Genomic DNA, 17,033 nt, shown 5'->3' on the forward strand with positions numbered 1-17,033 from the left:
GACCAGCCGCCGGCTCGTCCCTGATGGGCCGGTGGCTGCGCCCGGACAACATCCAACGCAATGGAGTTTAAATGATTGATCGTGTTGTGGAAATTTTCGACCACGCCGCCAAGGAAGGCCGCGTCGGCTTTTCACTGCAACACGTCAACGCCGTCGCCGATGTCGGCATCGTCCTCTATTCCGAATGCCTCGGAAGGCTCGTGAGACCCGACGGCGAGGTCATGACCGCCAGCGAGTTCATACGCTATCTGGAGGCGGCAGGCCGCATCGCAGCGCTCGACAGGCACATGCTCACGCTTGCCTTCGACTGGCTGGCGCGCCATCCCACCGGCGACCTCGGCTGCAACATCTCGGTCGAGAGCATCTGCGACGAACGCAACCGGGCACTCCTCTTGGACCTGCTCTCAACACATCGGTGGCTGGCATCGCGTCTCGTGCTGGAGCTCGCCGAGAGCCTGCCGATCTCGGCGCTTCCGACCGCCGGGCGCTTCGTGCGAAGCGTGCGTGATCTCGGATATCGCGTCGCCGTCGATGACTTCGGAACGGGCTTTTCGACGCCGGAGGCGCTCCTGTCCCTGCCGGTCAATATCGTGAAGATCGATGGGTTCTTCCTGCGGCTTGGACGGGCCGACGCGGAGCGTTTCCTTTTGCACATGGTGGGGCTCGCATCCTGCGTCGCCCCGGTCGTGGTGGTCGAAGGCGTTGAAACCTATGCACAATTCGAGGCGGCGCAAGGTGCCGGCGCAACCCATGTCCAGGGTTTTCTGCTTTCCGAACCTACACTTAGTCCATTGTTCGGCGGCGAGATGCGGCATGCGCAGAACGCGATGCTTTGCTAGCGTGCCGTGAGCAATCACCCAGCTTCGCCTTTATGCTTTCCTGATCTTCCCGCTCCAGCTTCCCAAGCGATTCCCTATCCCGATCCACGCTAGACAAAAGCAAAGCAGCACTGGGCCGATGCCCGCCTGAGGCAAGCTGCCATGCTGGTGCCGTTTTTCGATGGCTTGAGACGTGGCGCGTCCCGCGCCGGAACACCCGGTGCCGCCCGCCCTCACCCTTCCAGAGATCGGCCCGATTTTCGTTGGTGAGGTCCCGCCTGGCCACGGGCGTAAACGCAACAAGACAGCACAGACGCCTGCCGGCACCGGCCCTCCCCGGTTCGCAAGGCGCCCCATGACGAGCAAGACTTATGAAATTCAGGAACGGGTTCAAACTCTCCTCCAAGGCAAGCCGCCGCCTGCCGACGGAATATTTCACGCTGGTGGATGTCGCGTTCGAGGGGGCCGTTATCGGCTATCTGGACGATCGCCCCATACGCGAAGCCGTGCGCGACGGAGATGGCCTTGTCTATCGTTTCGTCGGCGTGGCACCGCGCCTGATTGGCGGTGGTTTTGATGTGCAGGCACTTCGCTCCGGCGAATGGATCGTGTCGCCGGGCCTGGTCTATGCCGCAGATCCCAAGGTGACGACGCGGAAGCGTGAGGCGAGCCGCGCCGCCTGAGCCGCCCCAGTCGGAACGTCATCAGGCGGCTCCTGCGCCGTTTCGTCGGCCCGCCCCTCCCCTGCAATGCCCCTGTAATCTTGGCCCTTTAGCTCCCGGTCAATCAATCGTTACATCGATCCGGATCGCCATCGTTCCGGACGAGTGACACGTCGACGATGACTGCTGGCATCGCGCGTCCTGTGGACGGCGGATGCTGCAGGAAAACCGGGATCCGCCATGTTCGCCATCAAAGGGTTTCGCACCCTCGCCTGCTTCGCCGCCGCCGCTGCATTTTTGACCGGTTGTGCCTCCGACACCATGAAAACCTATATCGGCCAGCCGGTCGAATCCGTCATCATCGACTACGGTCCGCCCACCAATGTCCTTGATCTCGGCTGGAACGAGCGCGCCTATCAATGGCGCAAGATCTCGACGAATGTCGTCTCGGGTTCGTCGAGCGGCGAAATCAGGGACACCCGGCGCGGAATGCGCTACGAGGAATATTCGACGCCGGGCTATGTCGAGGAACAGGAATGTTTCTATACCTTCTATGCCCGGATGCAGCACGGCCGCTGGTACATCACCAACTTCCGCCAGCCCAAGCTGGAATGCGAATGACGCCACGGGCAAACAGGGTGAAGTGACGGATCGGCGACCCGCATCGATGCGGGCACAGGAAGGAAACTGGCATGCGCATCTTGCTGCTGGAAGACGAGCCGGAGATGGCCTCGGCCCTCAAGGCCGCCCTGGCGCGGCGCCAGGTAATCGTCGATCACGTCTCGACGCTCGCGGATGCCGAAGCCGTTGCCGAGCTCTGGCCCTATGATGTGGTCGTGCTCGACCGTCGGGTGCCCGATGGCGAAGGGCTGCACCTCATCCCGAAGCTCAGAAGCCTTGGCGTCGAGGCGCCGATCCTGATGCTGACGGCGCTCGGATCGATCAACGACCGGGTCAGCGGCCTTGATGCCGGTGCCGACGACTACCTTTCGAAGCCCTTTGCCGTTGAGGAATTGATGGCGCGATTGCGCGCGCTTGCCCGCCGGCCGGTCACGCTCAAGTCGGAGCAGACCAAGGTTGGGCGGCTCATCTACGACTTCCGCAATCGCGAGGCCGCCGTGGACGACAAGCCTCTCGACCTCCTGCGCCGGGAACGGCTTGCGCTTGAAGCGCTGATGCGACGGCCCGGGCGAACCGTGCTCAGGGCGACGCTGGAGGAGTCGGTCTACGCCATGGAAGACGAGATCGAATCGAATGCGCTCGATTCCCATCTTTCCCGCCTGCGCCGCAAACTCGACGAGGTCGGCGCCGGCGTCGAGATCCGGGCGATCCGCAATCTCGGCTATCTCCTGCGCGCGACGACATGACCAAGGCCCGCCCGCGCTCGCTGCAATGGGTCCTCGTCCGACGACTGATCCTTTTGCAGGCGGCCACGTTGTTCGTCTTCATCGGCCTGCTTTTTCTGGCCGTGTTCATCGCCCAGCCGCGCCTCCTGGTCGACAACGAAGCCGCGGTCGATGTTCTCGACCGCGCCGTCGGGCGCGACGCGAACGGCGCGCTGATCGTGCGCGAGACAGAGGACCTGCAGGAGCTCCGCCAATCCTACCCCAATCTCTGGTACGTCGTCCGTGACGCCGGCGGCCAGGTCGTGCGCTACGGAAACGTCCCCGCCCCATACGAAGAAGCCCGTGACGACCTGCTGCGGCGGGTCGAGGGCGCGAAATTGCTTTTCGATGAAGGCGGTACGCTGCCGGACGCGGTCCTCCACAATGTCGAGACCGAAGCCGGCCGGGTGCAGATCCTCACCGCGACCGTCTCTTCCCGGCGCGACAATGAGCCATTGGACGTGCAGATCAGCATCAATGTCGATATGGCGCGAGACCTCGACGGCAGGACGTCCTGGATGGAGGTCATGCCGATGCTCGTGCTTGTTGTCCTTTGTTTCCTTTTGCCGATCGTCCTGGTCATGGGCGTCTCGACCCTGCTGACGACGCCGGCCGTCGTGCGTCGCTCGCTCGCAAGCCTGGTATCGACCGCCGACCAAGCGGGGCGCATCGACATCGACAACCGCGCGGTGCAGCTCGAAACCCGGGAAGTGCCGACCGAAATCGCCCCTCTGGTGCAGGCCTTCAACAGAGCCCTGGCGCGGCTTGGAGAAGGATACGACCAACGCAACCGCTTCCTGACCGACGCCGCGCATGAACTGCGCACCCCGATCGCAATCCTGCGGACCCGGGCCGAGCTTCTGCAGGAAGACCCCGAGACCACCCGCCTGAGGCTCGATATCGAGCGCCTGTCGCATCTCGCCCAGCAGCTTCTCGATCGGCAAGTCCTCGAACATGCCGGCGGCCCGCTCGAGGTGGTGGACCTCGTTTCTCTCGGGAGGGCCATGGCGGCGGATTTCGCGCCGCTGGCGTTCGAAGCCGGCTACGAGCTGGCATTCGAAGCCGAAGCGCCTGCCGCCCTGGTCAGCGCGCGCCCGCGGCAGATCGAGCAGGCTGTCGCCAACCTGATGCGCAACGCCATCGAACACGGCGGTGGCGCCGGCACGATCACCGTGCTGGTCGATGGCTCCGGCGGACTCGAAGTCCACGACGAAGGTCCAGGCATTCCCGCGGAGGAGCGCGAGCGCGTCTTCGAGCCCTTCTATCGACTGCGCCCGCGCTCCACCGGCGCCGGTCTCGGGCTCAATCTCGCGCGCGAGATCGCGCGGCTCCATGGCGGCCGTATCGACATCCTCGCCGGCCCGTGGCGTGGCACGCGGGTGCGCCTGCAATTGGTGCTGATCGACGGAAATCGACCCGCAGCCGCGCCGACACGACCAGTCGCCTGACGGAGACCGGCGGGCATGCCGCCCCAGATTTCTCAAAAGCTTTTCAGGTTGCCCCTTATCAAGGCGCTGCCGATGCTCCACATTTGCTGCAATACATCGTTCGGCTTACGCGGCTTCACCCGTTTGAGCGTCATGGAGAACAGCAATGCAGACCCCATCTGAGGCCCCCTCGCCTTCACCCGAGGATGGCAGCTTTCCGGCTCGACGCCAAAACGTGCTCGACTGGCTGATCATCGAAACGCGCAACGAGCGCTTCATCGACAATATCCTTGTCGAGTTGGGCGAACGGCTGCAGACAGCCGGTATTCCTGTTGCGCGCGCCACGTTGCACTTCCGCATCAACCATCCGCAATGGCTCGGCGCTCGCATCCTTTGGCGCAAAGGGCTGGCCGAGGGCGAAATCGATCTCTACGATTATGGCACCCAGAACACCGCTCTCTACCTCAACAGCCCGCTCTACGTGATCAACAACGGTGGCACCGAGGTTCGAACCAACCTCGAGGACTTGACGGAAGAGCAGGAACAGAGCTCGCTTTATGTTGACCTCAGGGCCGAAGGCCTGACCGAATACATCGCCTGGCCGCTTGAGCACACGCTCGGCAAACGCCACATCGTCACCTTTGCCACCGACCGGAAGGGCGGCTTCGAAGACGAACATCTGGCCTTTCTCGCGAAAATCGTACCGGCGCTGGCGCTGGTCAGTGAAATCAGGCTGAAAAACCGCTTCGTCCGAACGCTGCTCGAAACCTATGTCGGCCCGCATGCGAGCGAACAGATCCTTGCCGGCGCTACCACACGGGGCAGCGGCGTCACCGTCGGTGCCGCCATCCTGATCTGCGACCTGCGCAATTTCACCAAGCTTTCCGATCTCTGGCCGCGCGACGACGTGATCGAACTGCTCAACGCCTATTTCGACGCCATGTCGGAACCGATTGAGCGCCATGGCGGCGAGATCCTCAAATTCATGGGTGACGGGCTGCTGGCGATCTTCCCGTTAAGCAACCCCGACGCCGCCGAGAACCTGCTCCAGGCGATCCGGGAGGCAGAGGCAGCCATCGCCGTCCTCAACCAGGACAACCTCTCGAAAGGCCGCGAACCGCTCGGCTACGGGATCGGCGTGCATGTCGGCGACGTGATGTACGGCAATATCGGCTCGCGCCGCCGGCTCGACTTCACCGTCATCGGCCCCGCCGTCAACATCGCTTCGAGGCTCGAGAGCCTGACCAAGGAGACCAAGCGCCCGGTGCTGCTGTCGCGTGCCTTTGTCGAACTGGCCGGCTGCGCGTCGAGCATGGAGCATCTCGGCGCCTACCCGGTCAGGGGCATCGGTGAACCCATCGAGGTCTTCGCTTTTTCCGGCAACGAACCAGCACCGAAGCTGCGCGTCGCCGCAGGATAACCGGCGCCGAATCGTCGATCGAGGGCCTGCTTCATCGGTTGTCCGCGGACAACCGATCCTTCGATTAGCCGATGGGGCTGGGGGCGAACTGCGCAACGAGTTCGTGGCGGTCGCCGGGATAGGTGAGCCGCACATGCGTGACCGGCGCTCGTCCGCTCCAGGTCCGCCGTTCGATGACGAGACAGGCGGTGCCGGTGGCGATGTCGAGCGCTTGCGCTGCCGATTTGCTGGCCGCCACGGCGCGAATGCGGTGTTCGGCCGTGCTCCACGGCACCTTGCCGAGCAGCCACGAACCGGGCGCCGCGGTCTCGAACGTTTCCTCTTCGGCCTCCGGAACCGCAGAAAGGCTGATCAACCGCTCCTCGAAGCAAAAGGGACGCGAGCCGGCAAAATGTCGGCACGTTACGTCCAGAAGCTTCGCCGAGCTCGGGAGATCCAGGCGTTCACGATCCCGGCTCTCAACCTTGCGCACTTTTCGCTCATCCACGCGGAAGCTGTAATCGAGCCCCAGGGACTGGACTTCGAGTTTGACGTCGTGGATCTCCATGACGGCGGATTGGACCTGCGGGAATGTAACGTAGCTTCCCGACTTGCGCCGCCGCTCGATCAGTCCGCGCTTGACGAGTTCGGTCAGGGCCTTGTTCACCGTCATGCGCGAGCAGTCGTATTGCTCGGTCAGTTCGTGCTCGAACGGGATGCGGTGTCCGGGCGGCCACTCCCCGGAAAGAATACGCCCTTCGACGTCACCAAGGATGCGCTGATGCAGCGACAGCACCTGCCCCTGATTGTCGGCCGCATCGCCAGGCGGGTCACTTGAAATGGATCGATCTTGCTTGGTGTCCATGACAGCGAACTTAATCAATTCGCAGCCGCGAAACAGCCCTTCCCTCGCCGATTTGCGCTTTTCCACGACGGCTGAAAGCCGCTCTCGCCGTTGACAGCTGTCAACGCTTGGCCGCCGCAGCTTCGCGCCGCTATAGCGATCCTCAATAGAGGAGGTGCCAGGGCGTCAGGAATGCGCGCGCCCATTCCTGATTGCGATCGGACTCGTCGCACTCCGCCTTGTCGGAGGATGTCGCTAACTCGACATCCGTTCCGGCTTGCCGTTTGGTCTTCACCGCCTTCGGCGGGGGCGGCGCAAGATAGCCGAGGGTCATTCCGCCTAGATAGAACATCATGAAGCTCCATGCATCCGATCGCTGATCGACACAATCCTGACACAATCAGGTCGGCTGTCAATAGTCTATTAAATCTATGCTTTAATTGATGATGATTTTCGGCCTCAACGAAGTTGTCCGCGGACAACCCGACCGGCTTCGCCAGCTCCCGTTCAACCGCGAGGCCGGGACATCGGCCAAAACGCTATGCATTTGTAAAACCGCGCCGAATCGGAGCATAGTGCATCTGCGCATATTGTCCGGATATGACGATTTTTGCGCAGTTTTCGGGGATATCGATGTTGCAGCAAAAAATTCAGAGCCAGGACGCACAGGAGCATCTGCCGACGCTTCTGGCTGCCGATGCTTTGGAACTTGCCCATCAGTTGCAGCAGCACCAAAAGAAAATCTTCCCCCCGCAGGCACAAAAGCAGATGCGCCTCTTCAGTCCTGCCGAAGCGGCCGCCTTCATCGGAATCGGCGAAGGCTATCTGAGGCAGGTGGCCTCAGAGGGTCATGGCCCGGCGCCCTTGTCAAACGGTCGGCGCATGTATGCCGTTTCCGATATCGAGCGTATCCGCCGGGTTCTCGACGATGGCGGCAAGTCGGGCAAGTATGTCCCGCATCGGCGCGGCGATGAAAAGCTGCAGGTCCTGTCCGTCATGAACTTCAAGGGCGGGTCGGCAAAGACGACGACATCCGCCCATCTCGCCCAATATCTGGCGCTTCGCGGCTATCGCACGCTGGCGATCGATCTCGATCCGCAGGCCTCGCTTTCGGCGCTGTTCGGCCATCAGCCGGAACTGGATGTCGGCGAAGGCGAAACGCTCTATGGGTCAATCCGCTACGACGCCCCGCGGCCGATAGCCGATATCGTACGGTCGACCTACACCGCCAACCTGCATCTGATCCCCGGCAATCTCGAACTCATGGAGTTCGAACACGAAACGCCGAAGGCAATGATGACCGGCGGTGCCGCCGAGACCCTCTTCTTTGCCCGTATCGGCGATGTGCTCGCCGATATCGAGAGCTTCTACGACATCGTCGTCATCGATTGCCCGCCGCAGCTCGGCTTCCTCACCATGTCAGCGCTCTGCGCCGCCACCTCGGTTCTGATCACGGTGCACCCGCAGATGCTCGACGTCATGTCGATGTCGCAGTTCCTGTCGATGACGAGCGAGTTGATGAGCGTCGTCGAGAAGGCGGGCGGCCGCACCAGTTATGATTGGATGCGCTATCTCGGAACACGGTTCGAACCGAACGACGGTCCTCAGAGCCAGATGACCGGTTTCATGCGCGCCATCTTCGGCAATCGCATGCTGCAGAACGCCATGGTGAAGTCGACCGCCATCTCCGACGCCGGCGTGACGAAGCAAACGCTCTATGAAGTCGAGCGCTCGCAGTTTGTCCGCGGCACCTACGACCGCGCCATGGACTCACTCAACCTCGTCAATGGCGAGATCGAGGAATTGGTCCGCAAGGTCTGGGGGAGGAGGTAATCCATGGCCCGCAAGAACCTCATCGGGATATCCGAGCGCATCGACGACGCCAACCTGGCACCCGGCAATGACCGGCCGATCGCCGGGCTGACTGCCGGTGCACGGCCCTCGACCGCCGTCGGAGGCATCACCCGTTCGCTGTCGAACATCACGCAGAAGGTCGAACGCGCCCAGGAGCTCGAACGGCAACTCGCCGAAGGGCTTGCCGTCGTCGAACTCGATCCGGCGCTCATCGATGCGTCCTTCATCGTCGATCGCCTCGGGATTGCGGCCGAAGCGCAAATGAGCCTTGCTGAACAGATGCGTGAGCACGGCCAACAGGTGCCGATCCTGGTGCGACCGCACCCGACTGCCGAGGGGCGGTACCAGGTCGCCTACGGTCATCGCCGGCTCGCAGCCGCCCGCAAGATCGGCAGCCACGTTCGCGCCGTCGTCCGCAATCTCAACGACGAGCAGTTGGTCGTCTCGCAGGGACAGGAAAACAACGCGCGTTCCGACCTCTCCTTCATCGAGCGCTCGCTCTTTGCTAGCCGCCTTGAGGATCGTGGATTTTCGCGTGAGATCATCATGTCCGCGCTGGGCGTCGACAAGGCCGCCCTGTCGAAGATGATTTCGGTTGTTCGCCGGCTACCGATTGCAGCGATCGAAGCCATCGGTCCTGCGCCGTCGATCGGGCGCCGCCGTTGGTTTGAACTCGCTGACCTCTTCGCGCTGGACGGCAAGCCCGAAGCAGCAGATGCCTTCATGCAAGGCAGAGAATTCCAGAAGGCCGGCAGTGATCAGCGTTTCGACGCCTTGTGCACTTTCTTAAGCGCCTCCAGGGCGCGTGCCAAGCCGATCCCATGGCTGGCACCAGACAACACAACCCCGGTGCGTATCCGTGAAACGGACGGCGAGACGACGCTTGCCTTCAGCAGCAAGGCAGCACCGGGCTTTGCAGATTTCGTGAGGCAGAGGCTCAAATCTCTGTACCTCGAATATCAAGAGGAAACAGGAGACTAACTGAGCAAAAGAAAAAGGCTCCCGAACGACTAGCGCTGCGGAAACCCTTCTCTCGTGTAGCAACTAGAGAATCCCATTTCCGCGAATCGGTGTCAAGAGTTTTCAACGTCGTTTCGGCGAACGGATTTCTTTTGCCTTGGAAAAGGTGAAGAAAAATGGATCGTGGGATTGTCACGACGCCCTTCGGGCGGCGGTCGATGACGCTTGGGATGTTGGCGCACCAACTTTCCAGCGCACCGGCCGTCGACGACGGGAGCGTCGACAAGTGGAAATTGTTTCGAACGGTATGTGCCGCCAAGACCAGCCTTGGGGTTTCCGATCGTTCGCTTGCGGTGTTGAATGCACTGCTGTCTTTCTATCCGAAAACTGAACTCGACCCGTCCGCCGGGCTCGTCGTCTTTCCGTCGAATGAGCAGCTTGCCGTCCGCACGCACGGCATGGCCGAGACGACATTGAGGCGGCACCTGACGGCTCTTGTCGAGGCTGGCCTCATCCTGCGGCGCGACAGCCCCAACGGCAAGCGTTACGCCCGGCGTGATCGCAAGGGCACCATCGGCCAGGCCTTTGGCTTCGATCTCGCACCGATGCTGACGCGCGCCTCCGAATTTGCGGCGGAAGCCGCGCGGCTGGAAGCTGACCGTCGATACCTTCAGGTGATGCGCGAACGCTTAAGCCTTTGCCGCCGCGATGTCATCAAGCTCGTCGAGCTCTTGCGTTCATCCGACATCCTCCTTGCCGACGAGGCAGACACTCAGTGCCAGGCCGTCTACATGGCACTCTCACGCAAACCTTCGATCACCGAAGTGGAGCGCACCCTCGACCTTCTCTCGGCACTGCGCGACAATCTGACTAATTATCTGGAAAACTTGCTGAAAACGCAGAATATGGCCGCCAATGAACGCCAGGATGAGCGGCACATACAGAATTCAGAATCCGATTATCAATCTGAATCTGAAATCGCTCGTGAAAGGCCTGAAAGGGGAATTTCGGATCAGGCAGACGCCGAGACGCAATTCGGCGCCGATGGTGAAGCCGTCGCAGGACACCCACCGTTACCCTCCCCTTCCCGACTGCACGATCATGTCATCGCGCTGCCGGTGGTGTTGAAAGCGTGCCCTCAGATCCGAGACTATGGACCGACAGGGCACATTGGCAGCTGGCGCGACATGTTTACGGCTGCAACCGTCGTCAGGACGATGCTCGGTATCAGTTCCGAGGCCTACGACGAGGCTTGCACGGTACTCGGTCCCGAAACGACCGCGACGGTGCTCGCGTGCCTGCTCGAACGGTCCGAGCACATCCATTCGGCCGGGGGATATCTGCGTGACCTGACGCGTCGGGCAAGAAGCCGGACGTTCACCGTGTCGGCGATGCTCTCGGCGCGTCTGCGAGCCCAGGCGGGAATTGTTGCCAGGAGCGGATGAGGCATAAGAGAGCCCGGACTGTCGCATGGGCGGGAACGCCCTGACTTGTCTGTGACGGGGAAATGCGGGACACTGTGGGCTGAAGGGATTCGTTGACATCTCTACGTTATTCTTACGCTTGAGGCTGTTTTCAGACCTGCGCCATTCCCCGGAAAACATTGTGGTTTCCGTCTCTTTCGGAAAGTAAGGAGGCGTTCTGTTCCGTTGCTCGGACGAGACCGGAAACGCTTCAATTTTCTCCTCTTAGAGCGGGATGATGAAAATCGAGCCTCACTGCCTACGTGGCTACCAGATGGACAAACTCGTGGATTCGCAGGCTGTTGCCAGCTGTCAACCGCGCTTGCTTTTGGCATGCAAAGGCCCCCTCCCCTGGCAGAGAGGCTGGAGCGCGTGATGTCGGTCTCAAGTTGCGAAAGATCCTGGCAAAGACGGGGCCGGTTTATTCTTCGCTCCACGTCCCGGGCAACGAGTGCTTGGCCTTAGGAGGACGGAAGCAAGTGGTGCAAGTCGTGATCATCAATGGGCCGGCGGGTGTCGGCAAATCGACAGTGAGCCGAATCCTTGCGAGCCGTTGGGATGGAGCGATCAATATTTCGGGTGATGCGTTGCGTCACTTCGCCCCGGAAAACGTCCGCGAACACCTGGGAGCCGGATCAACCTATAGAGCCGGTGCCGCGCTTGTTGCCAGCTATGTGGAAATGGGGGCGAGACGCGTCCTGTTCGATTACGTTTTCGAGCGGCCAGAGAGCATAACCCTGTTCCAAGGCCAGCTGCCGCTGAACCTATCCGTCCATGTCTTTACCCTGTGGGCGCCGCTTGAGACGGTCGTTCAACGGGAGGCGAACCGCGAAGGGCGTAGCCGGATGGGGGATGCGGTCGTAGCCACCTTTGAAGCCATCCAGCCAAATCTGCACGCCCTGGGGCGGGTGATTGCGAACACGGTTGGTGCGGAGGAGACGGCGCAGATCATCCTGGAGGAACTGTTGGGTTCGGTGTCCTCCGACGACGGGACGGATCGCGGTTGACAGCTGTCAACGCACTGCCGGGAAGCATGTCCGGCCACAGAAATAAGGGTGACACGGAAGGAGAAGTGCCACCGTCCGGTCGTTCGCTCGGATCGGCATTGCCGGCCTGCCGGTCTTCAATCAGTGGAGAAAACGTCTCTTGCCTGTGGCGGAAATGATTCTCGTGTTACGTTCCGTTTTCGCAGCAACCGTCTTCGTTCAATAATGCGCTACCAGTCTCCCGATCCTTACCACCCGACGCTGATCCCCCTTATGATTTCGGCCGAAGACGCATTGGCGCGCCTCGATGAACGCACGAACCGCCATGTGGTGGAGGAGGGTTACCGCGAGCGCGGGCATTTCTTTGATGCCGTTGCAGCGCTTTGGGTAGCGGGAGAACTCGTGCATGTCGAAGATCTTGTCCTGCACGACGCCCATATGGATGCGCGAACGCCGACCCATGAACTGACCATCGCCCACTCCGTCCTGAAAGCCCGCCGTCGCATCTGGCTGGCCGAGCCCGGCTGGGCTCTGTCCGCCCAGGGGCTCGCCGCACTCAGGGGCGAACAGAGCGCAACCGCGGATCCAGCCTATGTCACGCCGGCCGCGCCGTCGGAGGAAAGGCAAACGGTGGATGGTAGCGACCTCGAGCCCGAGCCAGCGCTCGAGGAAGGGGATGGCAATCCGATGGCTGCCGAGTTCGCGGCCATCGATGCGGCCATCGCCCGCTCGCAGCGCCTGCTCGACGCCCATGACCAGGATACGCTGGAGATCGCGGAACGGGCGGCCCTCGCAGCGGCCCGGGAGCCCGTGGGACAACTCGGCCTGCTCTTCGATGAGGATTGGGATGAGGACGCGCGGCTTGACGATTGGCGCCAGATGCTCGCGGCGGCCGATCAACTGCCGCCCTGTCTTGGCGCCGCCTTGCTCTTCGACGCCTGGGATCGCAAGGAACCCTTGCGCCGTCAGCATTGGCTGGGGGCGCTGCTCGTCGGCGCCTATCTGCGTTCAAGAGGCAAGGTCACGACGCATCTGCTGTCGTTCAACACCGGGCTGAAGACGATCCGCCACGAGCGCCGCCGGTCCCAAGATGCCTCGACCCGCTGGAGCGCGTTTCTGGAGGCGATGACGGTAACGGCCGACCTCGGTCTGAAAGAGCTCGACCGGCTGTCGTTGGCCAAGACCCAGATGGATATGCGCATTCGCGATCGTCGTTCCAACAGCAGCCTGCCGGGCTTGATCGAGCTGGTTCTGTCACGACCGATCGTTTCGGCGGCTTTGGTGGCCAAGCATGTTGGCGTGACGCCACGCGGCGCGCTGAACCTCGTTCGCGAACTCGGCATTCGCGAAATGACCGGCCGCGGGCGTTACCGCGGCTGGGGTGTGCTTTAGCCGAGGACGCGCCCGCACAGCGGGCTAGCGCCAGGGTGAATGCGGTCAGCCCGTCGTGATCAGGATCAACAGAACGAAGATCACGGGCACGAGCGTCAATGCCGGGATGATGATTGCCGGATATCCGAAGGTGACGATGGCGAGCAGCCATATCAGCGCGCAGTTGACGAGGAACAGCACCTTGGCCGTCTGTGAGCCCTGCACGGCCTCCTTCAGCATCCAGCCGAACACCGGCACGTGGTAGACGAGTCTCGCAATCATTGCTTTTCCTTTGCGTGGGTGGCCGCATGGGGGGACAGGCGGCGCGTGGTCTATTCAGGGCCGCGCGGCGTCGCCGGCCCGGTGGCGGGTGAAGCCGGCAGTGGCCTCGAGGCGTTCGGGGTCGAGGACGCGCATTGTCTTCGGGTGGCTGAAGTCGATCAGGCCTTCGCGCTTGAAGCGGTTGAGACAGCGGCTGACCGTTTCGACGGTAAGGCCCAGCCAGTCCGCGAGGTCGGCGCGCGTGAGGTGCAGATGGAAACTCAGCCGGGCAGGGGCGCCGTTGCGCCCCGTCCGGTTGAACAGGCGCGCCAGTTCGACCAGGGCGCTCGCGACCTTCTCGCTGGCGGTCTTGCGGCCAAGCAGGGTGGCATGGACCTGCATCCGCTGGAGTGTCGTTTTCAGCTCGCTTGCAACGGCTGGGTTGGTGGCATTGAGGTCGGCGTCGCCCAAAGGCTCGATGCGCGCGATGCTGAGCGTTTCGGCAGTGGCGATATTGCGACCGTCGACGGTGAAGCCGAAGAGCCGGCCGGGTCCGAGCACGTCGGTGATTTGCCGCCGTCCGTCGTCGAGAAGCTGCGAAAGCACGACGCAGCCGTCGACGACGCGGTAGAGCGAGCGGTTGCGACCGCCCTCGTAAAGCAGGGTCAGGTTCTCGCCGACGACGCGACTGCTTATCGCCGGGCGCGGAGGCCTCATCGGGGACGCGCGAGGGGGAGCCGCTGGTGCGGCGGTGGTGATCAGGGTTTCTGGCATGAAAAACGTCCGCATGACCGATGCAAGCGAGGCGTCACGCCTCGATGCCGACCGGCGCCGAAGGGGATGTTGACAGCTGTCAACAGAGGTCAAAGCCGGGTGACGACCTGCGGCGGGCCTCGCGGACTGGCATTCGGTGAGTGAAATTGTGGCGTCGGCCGAACCGCCGTGATCGGCACTGCGGGGGTGCGGCTTCCTTCCAGACGTTCGCCGGGCGAACCGTTCGGCGGCGCCAGCAGAGCCCAGAAGAACCGACAGGCGCTGCAGACGTGTTTATGACCGGGCTGATCCTTGCCGTCTTCGCCCAGCCCTGTCTGGCAAAAGTCGGGCAGGGATCCGTCGGGCAGGGCATAGAGCGCCCGCTCGATCGCCGGCAGGGGAGCGGCCAGGGCCGGGCCGAGATGGGCAAAACCAAGCAGGAATAGTGCCGCGGCGCAGAGCATGCGCAGGGCATTGTCCCATCTGGTTTTTGCGCGACTTGTCATCGCTCCGGCCTACTCCTGTTTCGATGAGGCAGAGATAGGCGACCGGCTTGATAAAGCTCAATGTGGCAAACCGCGCAGGGGCAGAATGCCGCATGCAAAAAAGAACCGCGCGGATGAGATCCGCACGGTATGTTAAAGTATTGATTATATGTTATAATTTCCGATTTTTCTCAGTCTTCCTCGACGAAGACCTGCTGGCGTTTGGCCTTGACGCTCGGCAGGAACACGACAACGAGCACCAGAGCTGCGATCAGAAGCAGGATGGCGCTGATCGGCCGTGTGACGAAGGTCGTCGGGTCGCCGCGCGACAGGATCATGGCCCGGCGGAGATTTTCTTCGAGCAGCGGTCCGAGCACGAAGCCGAGCAGTAGCGGCGCCGGTTCGCAACGCAGCTTCAGGAGCAGGTAGCCGACCAGGCCGAAGAAGGCGACGGCATAGAGGTCGTAGACGTTGGAGTTGACGCTGTATACCCCGATCGAGCAGAAGGCCATAATGATCGGGAACAGCACGTAATAGGGGATCTTGAGCAGCTTCACCCAGAGCCCGATCAGCGGCAGGTTCAGGACCACCAACATCAGGTTGCCGATCCACATTGAGGCGATGATGCCCCAGAAGAGGGCCGGCTGTTCGGAGGCGACGTTCGGACCGGGCACGATGCCCTGAATGATCATCGCGCCGATCATCAAGGCCATCACCGGATTGGCGGGAATGCCGAGGGTCAGCAGCGGAATGAACGACGTCTGCGCGCCGGCATTGTTGGCGCTTTCCGGACCGGCGACGCCGGCGATGGCGCCGTGGCCGAACTCTTCGGGGCGATCCGAGACGCGCTTCTCCACCGTGTAGGAGGCGAAGGCGGCCAGGATCGCGCCGCCGCCGGGCAGGATGCCAAGCGCCGAGCCGATGATGGTGCCGCGCACGACCGGCGCGAACATGCGCTTGAAGTCGTCGCGCGTCGGCATCAGGTCGGTGACCTTCGCCATCAGCACCTCGCGGGTACGCTCGTTTTCAAGGTTGCGCAGAATTTCGGCGATGCCGAAGACACCGACGGCAAGCGCCACGAAATTGAGGCCATCGGCATATTCGCGGATGCCGAGGGTAAAGCGGGGCGTGCCGGAATAGATGTCGGTGCCGACGAGGCCGAGCAGCAGCCCCAGCGCGACCATCGCAAGTGCCTTGACGATCGACCCGTGCGCGAGCGCGATCGACGAGACGAGGCCGACGATCATCAGCGAGAAGTATTCGGCGGCACCGAACTTCAGGGCGATTTCCGTCAGCGGCGGCGCGAAGATTGCGACGAGGAAAGTCGAAACCGTGCCGGCGAAGAACGAGCCAAGCGCTGCGATGGCCAAGGCGGCGCCGGCCCGTCCCTTGCGGGCCATCTGGTAGCCGTCGATCGCCGTGACCGCCGAGGAGGATTCACCCGGCATGTTGATCAGGATTGCCGTGGTCGAGCCGCCATATTGCGCGCCGTAATAGATGCCGGCGAGCATGATCAGCGAGGAGACCGGCTCGAGCTGGAAGGTGATCGGCAAGAGCATGGCGATGGTCGCCGTGGCGCCGATGCCGGGCAGGACGCCGATCAGGGTGCCGAGCAGCACGCCGATCAGGCAGAAGAGCAGGTTGGCAGGGGAGGCGGCGGTCGCGAAACCGAGCGCGAGATTGCTGAAGAGTTCCATCATGCGCCTCCTAGAACTGGACCCAGGGGCCGAAGCGCTGGAAGGGCAGACCGAGGCCGTAGCTGAACACGGCGACCGAGAAGGCTGTCAGCCCCGCCGAAAGCGCCAACGCCATCAGTGGCGTCATGCGGCCTGACGCGAAGCAGGCGATCAGCGCCGTGAAGAACAGTGCCGGCACGAAGCCGAGGCCGCGGACCGTGAGGCCGAAAAAAACCGGCGCCGGCAGAATGAAGAGCATGCCGCGCAGCGCGATCGCGCCGATCGGCTCCCCCTGGACGCGGGTGGACTGCACGAGGATCACGATGCCGAGGATCGTCAGGATGATCGCGAGCAAGAGCGGGAAATAGCCGGGGCCCATGCGAAAGGCCGTGCCAAGCTCGAGGTTGAAGGCCTGCCAGGCGAAGAACAGCCCGACCGCAGTCAGGATCCCGCCGCAGAGCACGTTGGTGCTGTCGAAGGAGAGTGATTTCATCGTATCCCCATTTGTTTTAGCGGGGGTAGCCGGGTCGAGGCGTCGACGGCCTCCCGCATTGGCATTGCCGGCTCACGCCGGGTTCGCACATTGGGCTAGCCGCGTTGACAGCTGTCAACCGCCATTGACGGCGCCGGCTCTGATACCGACGCGACCATCCCATGCCAGAACCGCCGCGCTCCGACATCGATCGAGA

The 17,033-nt window shown here is 62.5% G+C and carries 18 protein-coding genes; 11 read left to right on the forward strand and 7 right to left on the reverse strand.

What is annotated here, in order from left to right; genetic code table 11:
- The first annotated feature begins 71 nt into the window (after positions 1–71).
- The 6 genes from XB14_RS20145 (at position 72) to XB14_RS20170 (ending at position 5,712) form a co-directional block, all read left to right on the forward strand.
- Complete coding sequence (locus tag XB14_RS20145; protein ID WP_077963368.1) at positions 72–839, forward strand: EAL domain-containing protein; 768 nt, start codon at positions 72–74, stop codon at positions 837–839.
- Between the two features lie 350 nt (positions 840–1,189).
- Positions 1,190–1,501, forward strand: a complete 312-nt coding sequence (locus XB14_RS20150) for a hypothetical protein (protein WP_077963369.1) — start codon at positions 1,190–1,192, stop codon at positions 1,499–1,501.
- 219 nt (positions 1,502–1,720) lie between these two features.
- Entirely contained in the window at positions 1,721–2,101 is a 381-nt protein-coding gene (locus tag XB14_RS20155; protein ID WP_077963370.1) for a hypothetical protein, read from the forward strand.
- A 71-nt stretch (positions 2,102–2,172) separates the two neighbouring features.
- Positions 2,173–2,847: a response regulator transcription factor gene (locus XB14_RS20160; RefSeq protein ID WP_077963371.1), complete on the forward strand. Its 675-nt coding sequence runs from the start codon at positions 2,173–2,175 to the stop codon at positions 2,845–2,847.
- On the forward strand, positions 2,844–4,313 hold the full coding sequence (locus tag XB14_RS20165) for a sensor histidine kinase (RefSeq protein ID WP_077963372.1): 1,470 nt from the start codon (positions 2,844–2,846) through the stop codon (positions 4,311–4,313). Before XB14_RS20160 ends, XB14_RS20165 begins: the two co-directional genes overlap by 4 nt.
- Positions 4,314–4,458: 145 nt before the next feature.
- Entirely contained in the window at positions 4,459–5,712 is a 1,254-nt protein-coding gene (locus XB14_RS20170; RefSeq protein ID WP_077963373.1) for an adenylate/guanylate cyclase domain-containing protein, read from the forward strand.
- Positions 5,713–5,776: 64 nt separating this feature from the next.
- Here XB14_RS20170 and hutC read toward each other — a convergent pair whose 3' ends face one another.
- Entirely contained in the window at positions 5,777–6,556 is a 780-nt protein-coding gene (hutC, locus tag XB14_RS20175) for a histidine utilization repressor (protein ID WP_077963519.1), read from the reverse strand.
- Positions 6,557–6,698: 142 nt separating this feature from the next.
- Positions 6,699–6,890, reverse strand: coding sequence for a hypothetical protein (locus XB14_RS20180; protein ID WP_234804090.1), 192 nt, complete (start codon positions 6,888–6,890; stop codon positions 6,699–6,701).
- A gap of 281 nt (positions 6,891–7,171) precedes the next feature.
- On the opposite strand from XB14_RS20180, the gene repA reads away from it, so the two are divergent.
- From repA to XB14_RS20205, 5 genes are all read left to right on the forward strand, one after another.
- Complete coding sequence (gene repA / locus XB14_RS20185) at positions 7,172–8,368, forward strand: plasmid partitioning protein RepA (RefSeq protein ID WP_077963520.1); 1,197 nt, start codon at positions 7,172–7,174, stop codon at positions 8,366–8,368.
- Positions 8,369–8,371: 3 nt separating this feature from the next.
- Entirely contained in the window at positions 8,372–9,370 is a 999-nt protein-coding gene (gene repB, locus XB14_RS20190; RefSeq protein ID WP_077963375.1) for a plasmid partitioning protein RepB, read from the forward strand.
- Positions 9,371–9,525: 155 nt separating this feature from the next.
- Complete coding sequence (gene repC, locus XB14_RS20195) at positions 9,526–10,794, forward strand: plasmid replication protein RepC (protein ID WP_077963376.1); 1,269 nt, start codon at positions 9,526–9,528, stop codon at positions 10,792–10,794.
- A gap of 500 nt (positions 10,795–11,294) precedes the next feature.
- On the forward strand, positions 11,295–11,819 hold the full coding sequence (locus XB14_RS20200) for an AAA family ATPase (RefSeq protein WP_143348453.1): 525 nt from the start codon (positions 11,295–11,297) through the stop codon (positions 11,817–11,819).
- 204 nt (positions 11,820–12,023) lie between these two features.
- A complete protein-coding gene (locus XB14_RS20205; protein WP_077963378.1) occupies positions 12,024–13,190 on the forward strand; it encodes an RHE_PE00001 family protein in 1,167 nt (388 codons plus the stop codon).
- 45 nt (positions 13,191–13,235) lie between these two features.
- Here XB14_RS20205 and XB14_RS20210 read toward each other — a convergent pair whose 3' ends face one another.
- The 5 genes from XB14_RS20210 to XB14_RS20230 all read right to left on the reverse strand — a co-directional run bounded on the left by XB14_RS20210 (position 13,236) and on the right by XB14_RS20230 (position 16,837).
- Complete coding sequence (locus XB14_RS20210) at positions 13,236–13,451, reverse strand: hypothetical protein (RefSeq protein WP_077963379.1); 216 nt, start codon at positions 13,449–13,451, stop codon at positions 13,236–13,238.
- Between the two features lie 54 nt (positions 13,452–13,505).
- Positions 13,506–14,204, reverse strand: coding sequence for a helix-turn-helix domain-containing protein (locus tag XB14_RS20215; protein ID WP_179119624.1), 699 nt, complete (start codon positions 14,202–14,204; stop codon positions 13,506–13,508).
- An 89-nt stretch (positions 14,205–14,293) separates the two neighbouring features.
- Positions 14,294–14,689: a hypothetical protein gene (locus tag XB14_RS20220; RefSeq protein WP_143348454.1), complete on the reverse strand. Its 396-nt coding sequence runs from the start codon at positions 14,687–14,689 to the stop codon at positions 14,294–14,296.
- 170 nt (positions 14,690–14,859) lie between these two features.
- A complete protein-coding gene (locus tag XB14_RS20225; protein WP_077963382.1) occupies positions 14,860–16,365 on the reverse strand; it encodes a tripartite tricarboxylate transporter permease in 1,506 nt (501 codons plus the stop codon).
- Between the two features lie 10 nt (positions 16,366–16,375).
- The gene (locus tag XB14_RS20230) at positions 16,376–16,837 is read right to left on the reverse strand and encodes a tripartite tricarboxylate transporter TctB family protein (RefSeq protein ID WP_077963383.1); all 462 of its coding nucleotides are present in this window, start codon (positions 16,835–16,837) and stop codon (positions 16,376–16,378) included.
- Positions 16,838–17,033 lie beyond the last annotated feature (196 nt).

It is taken from the genome of Ensifer adhaerens, from assembly GCF_002007205.1.
GTDB lineage: Bacteria > Pseudomonadota > Alphaproteobacteria > Rhizobiales > Rhizobiaceae > Ensifer > Ensifer adhaerens_D.

What these genes read in the sequence shown, in the direction of transcription:
- XB14_RS20145 (WP_077963368.1), top strand. Translation starts at nt 72, where the DNA reads ATGATTGATCGTGTTGTGGAAATTTTCGACCACGCCGCCAAGGAAGGC.
- XB14_RS20150 (WP_077963369.1), top strand. Translation starts at nt 1,190, where the DNA reads ATGAAATTCAGGAACGGGTTCAAACTCTCCTCCAAGGCAAGCCGCCGC.
- XB14_RS20155 (WP_077963370.1), top strand. Translation starts at nt 1,721, where the DNA reads ATGTTCGCCATCAAAGGGTTTCGCACCCTCGCCTGCTTCGCCGCCGCC.
- XB14_RS20160 (WP_077963371.1), top strand. Translation starts at nt 2,173, where the DNA reads ATGCGCATCTTGCTGCTGGAAGACGAGCCGGAGATGGCCTCGGCCCTC.
- XB14_RS20165 (WP_077963372.1), top strand. Translation starts at nt 2,844, where the DNA reads ATGACCAAGGCCCGCCCGCGCTCGCTGCAATGGGTCCTCGTCCGACGA.
- XB14_RS20170 (WP_077963373.1), top strand. Translation starts at nt 4,459, where the DNA reads ATGCAGACCCCATCTGAGGCCCCCTCGCCTTCACCCGAGGATGGCAGC.
- hutC (WP_077963519.1), bottom strand. Translation starts at nt 6,556, where the DNA reads ATGGACACCAAGCAAGATCGATCCATTTCAAGTGACCCGCCTGGCGAT.
- XB14_RS20180 (WP_234804090.1), bottom strand. Translation starts at nt 6,890, where the DNA reads ATGATGTTCTATCTAGGCGGAATGACCCTCGGCTATCTTGCGCCGCCC.
- repB (WP_077963375.1), top strand. Translation starts at nt 8,372, where the DNA reads ATGGCCCGCAAGAACCTCATCGGGATATCCGAGCGCATCGACGACGCC.
- repC (WP_077963376.1), top strand. Translation starts at nt 9,526, where the DNA reads ATGGATCGTGGGATTGTCACGACGCCCTTCGGGCGGCGGTCGATGACG.
- XB14_RS20205 (WP_077963378.1), top strand. Translation starts at nt 12,024, where the DNA reads ATGCGCTACCAGTCTCCCGATCCTTACCACCCGACGCTGATCCCCCTT.
- XB14_RS20210 (WP_077963379.1), bottom strand. Translation starts at nt 13,451, where the DNA reads ATGATTGCGAGACTCGTCTACCACGTGCCGGTGTTCGGCTGGATGCTG.
- XB14_RS20215 (WP_179119624.1), bottom strand. Translation starts at nt 14,204, where the DNA reads ATGCCAGAAACCCTGATCACCACCGCCGCACCAGCGGCTCCCCCTCGC.
- XB14_RS20220 (WP_143348454.1), bottom strand. Translation starts at nt 14,689, where the DNA reads ATGACAAGTCGCGCAAAAACCAGATGGGACAATGCCCTGCGCATGCTC.
- XB14_RS20225 (WP_077963382.1), bottom strand. Translation starts at nt 16,365, where the DNA reads ATGGAACTCTTCAGCAATCTCGCGCTCGGTTTCGCGACCGCCGCCTCC.
- XB14_RS20230 (WP_077963383.1), bottom strand. Translation starts at nt 16,837, where the DNA reads ATGAAATCACTCTCCTTCGACAGCACCAACGTGCTCTGCGGCGGGATC.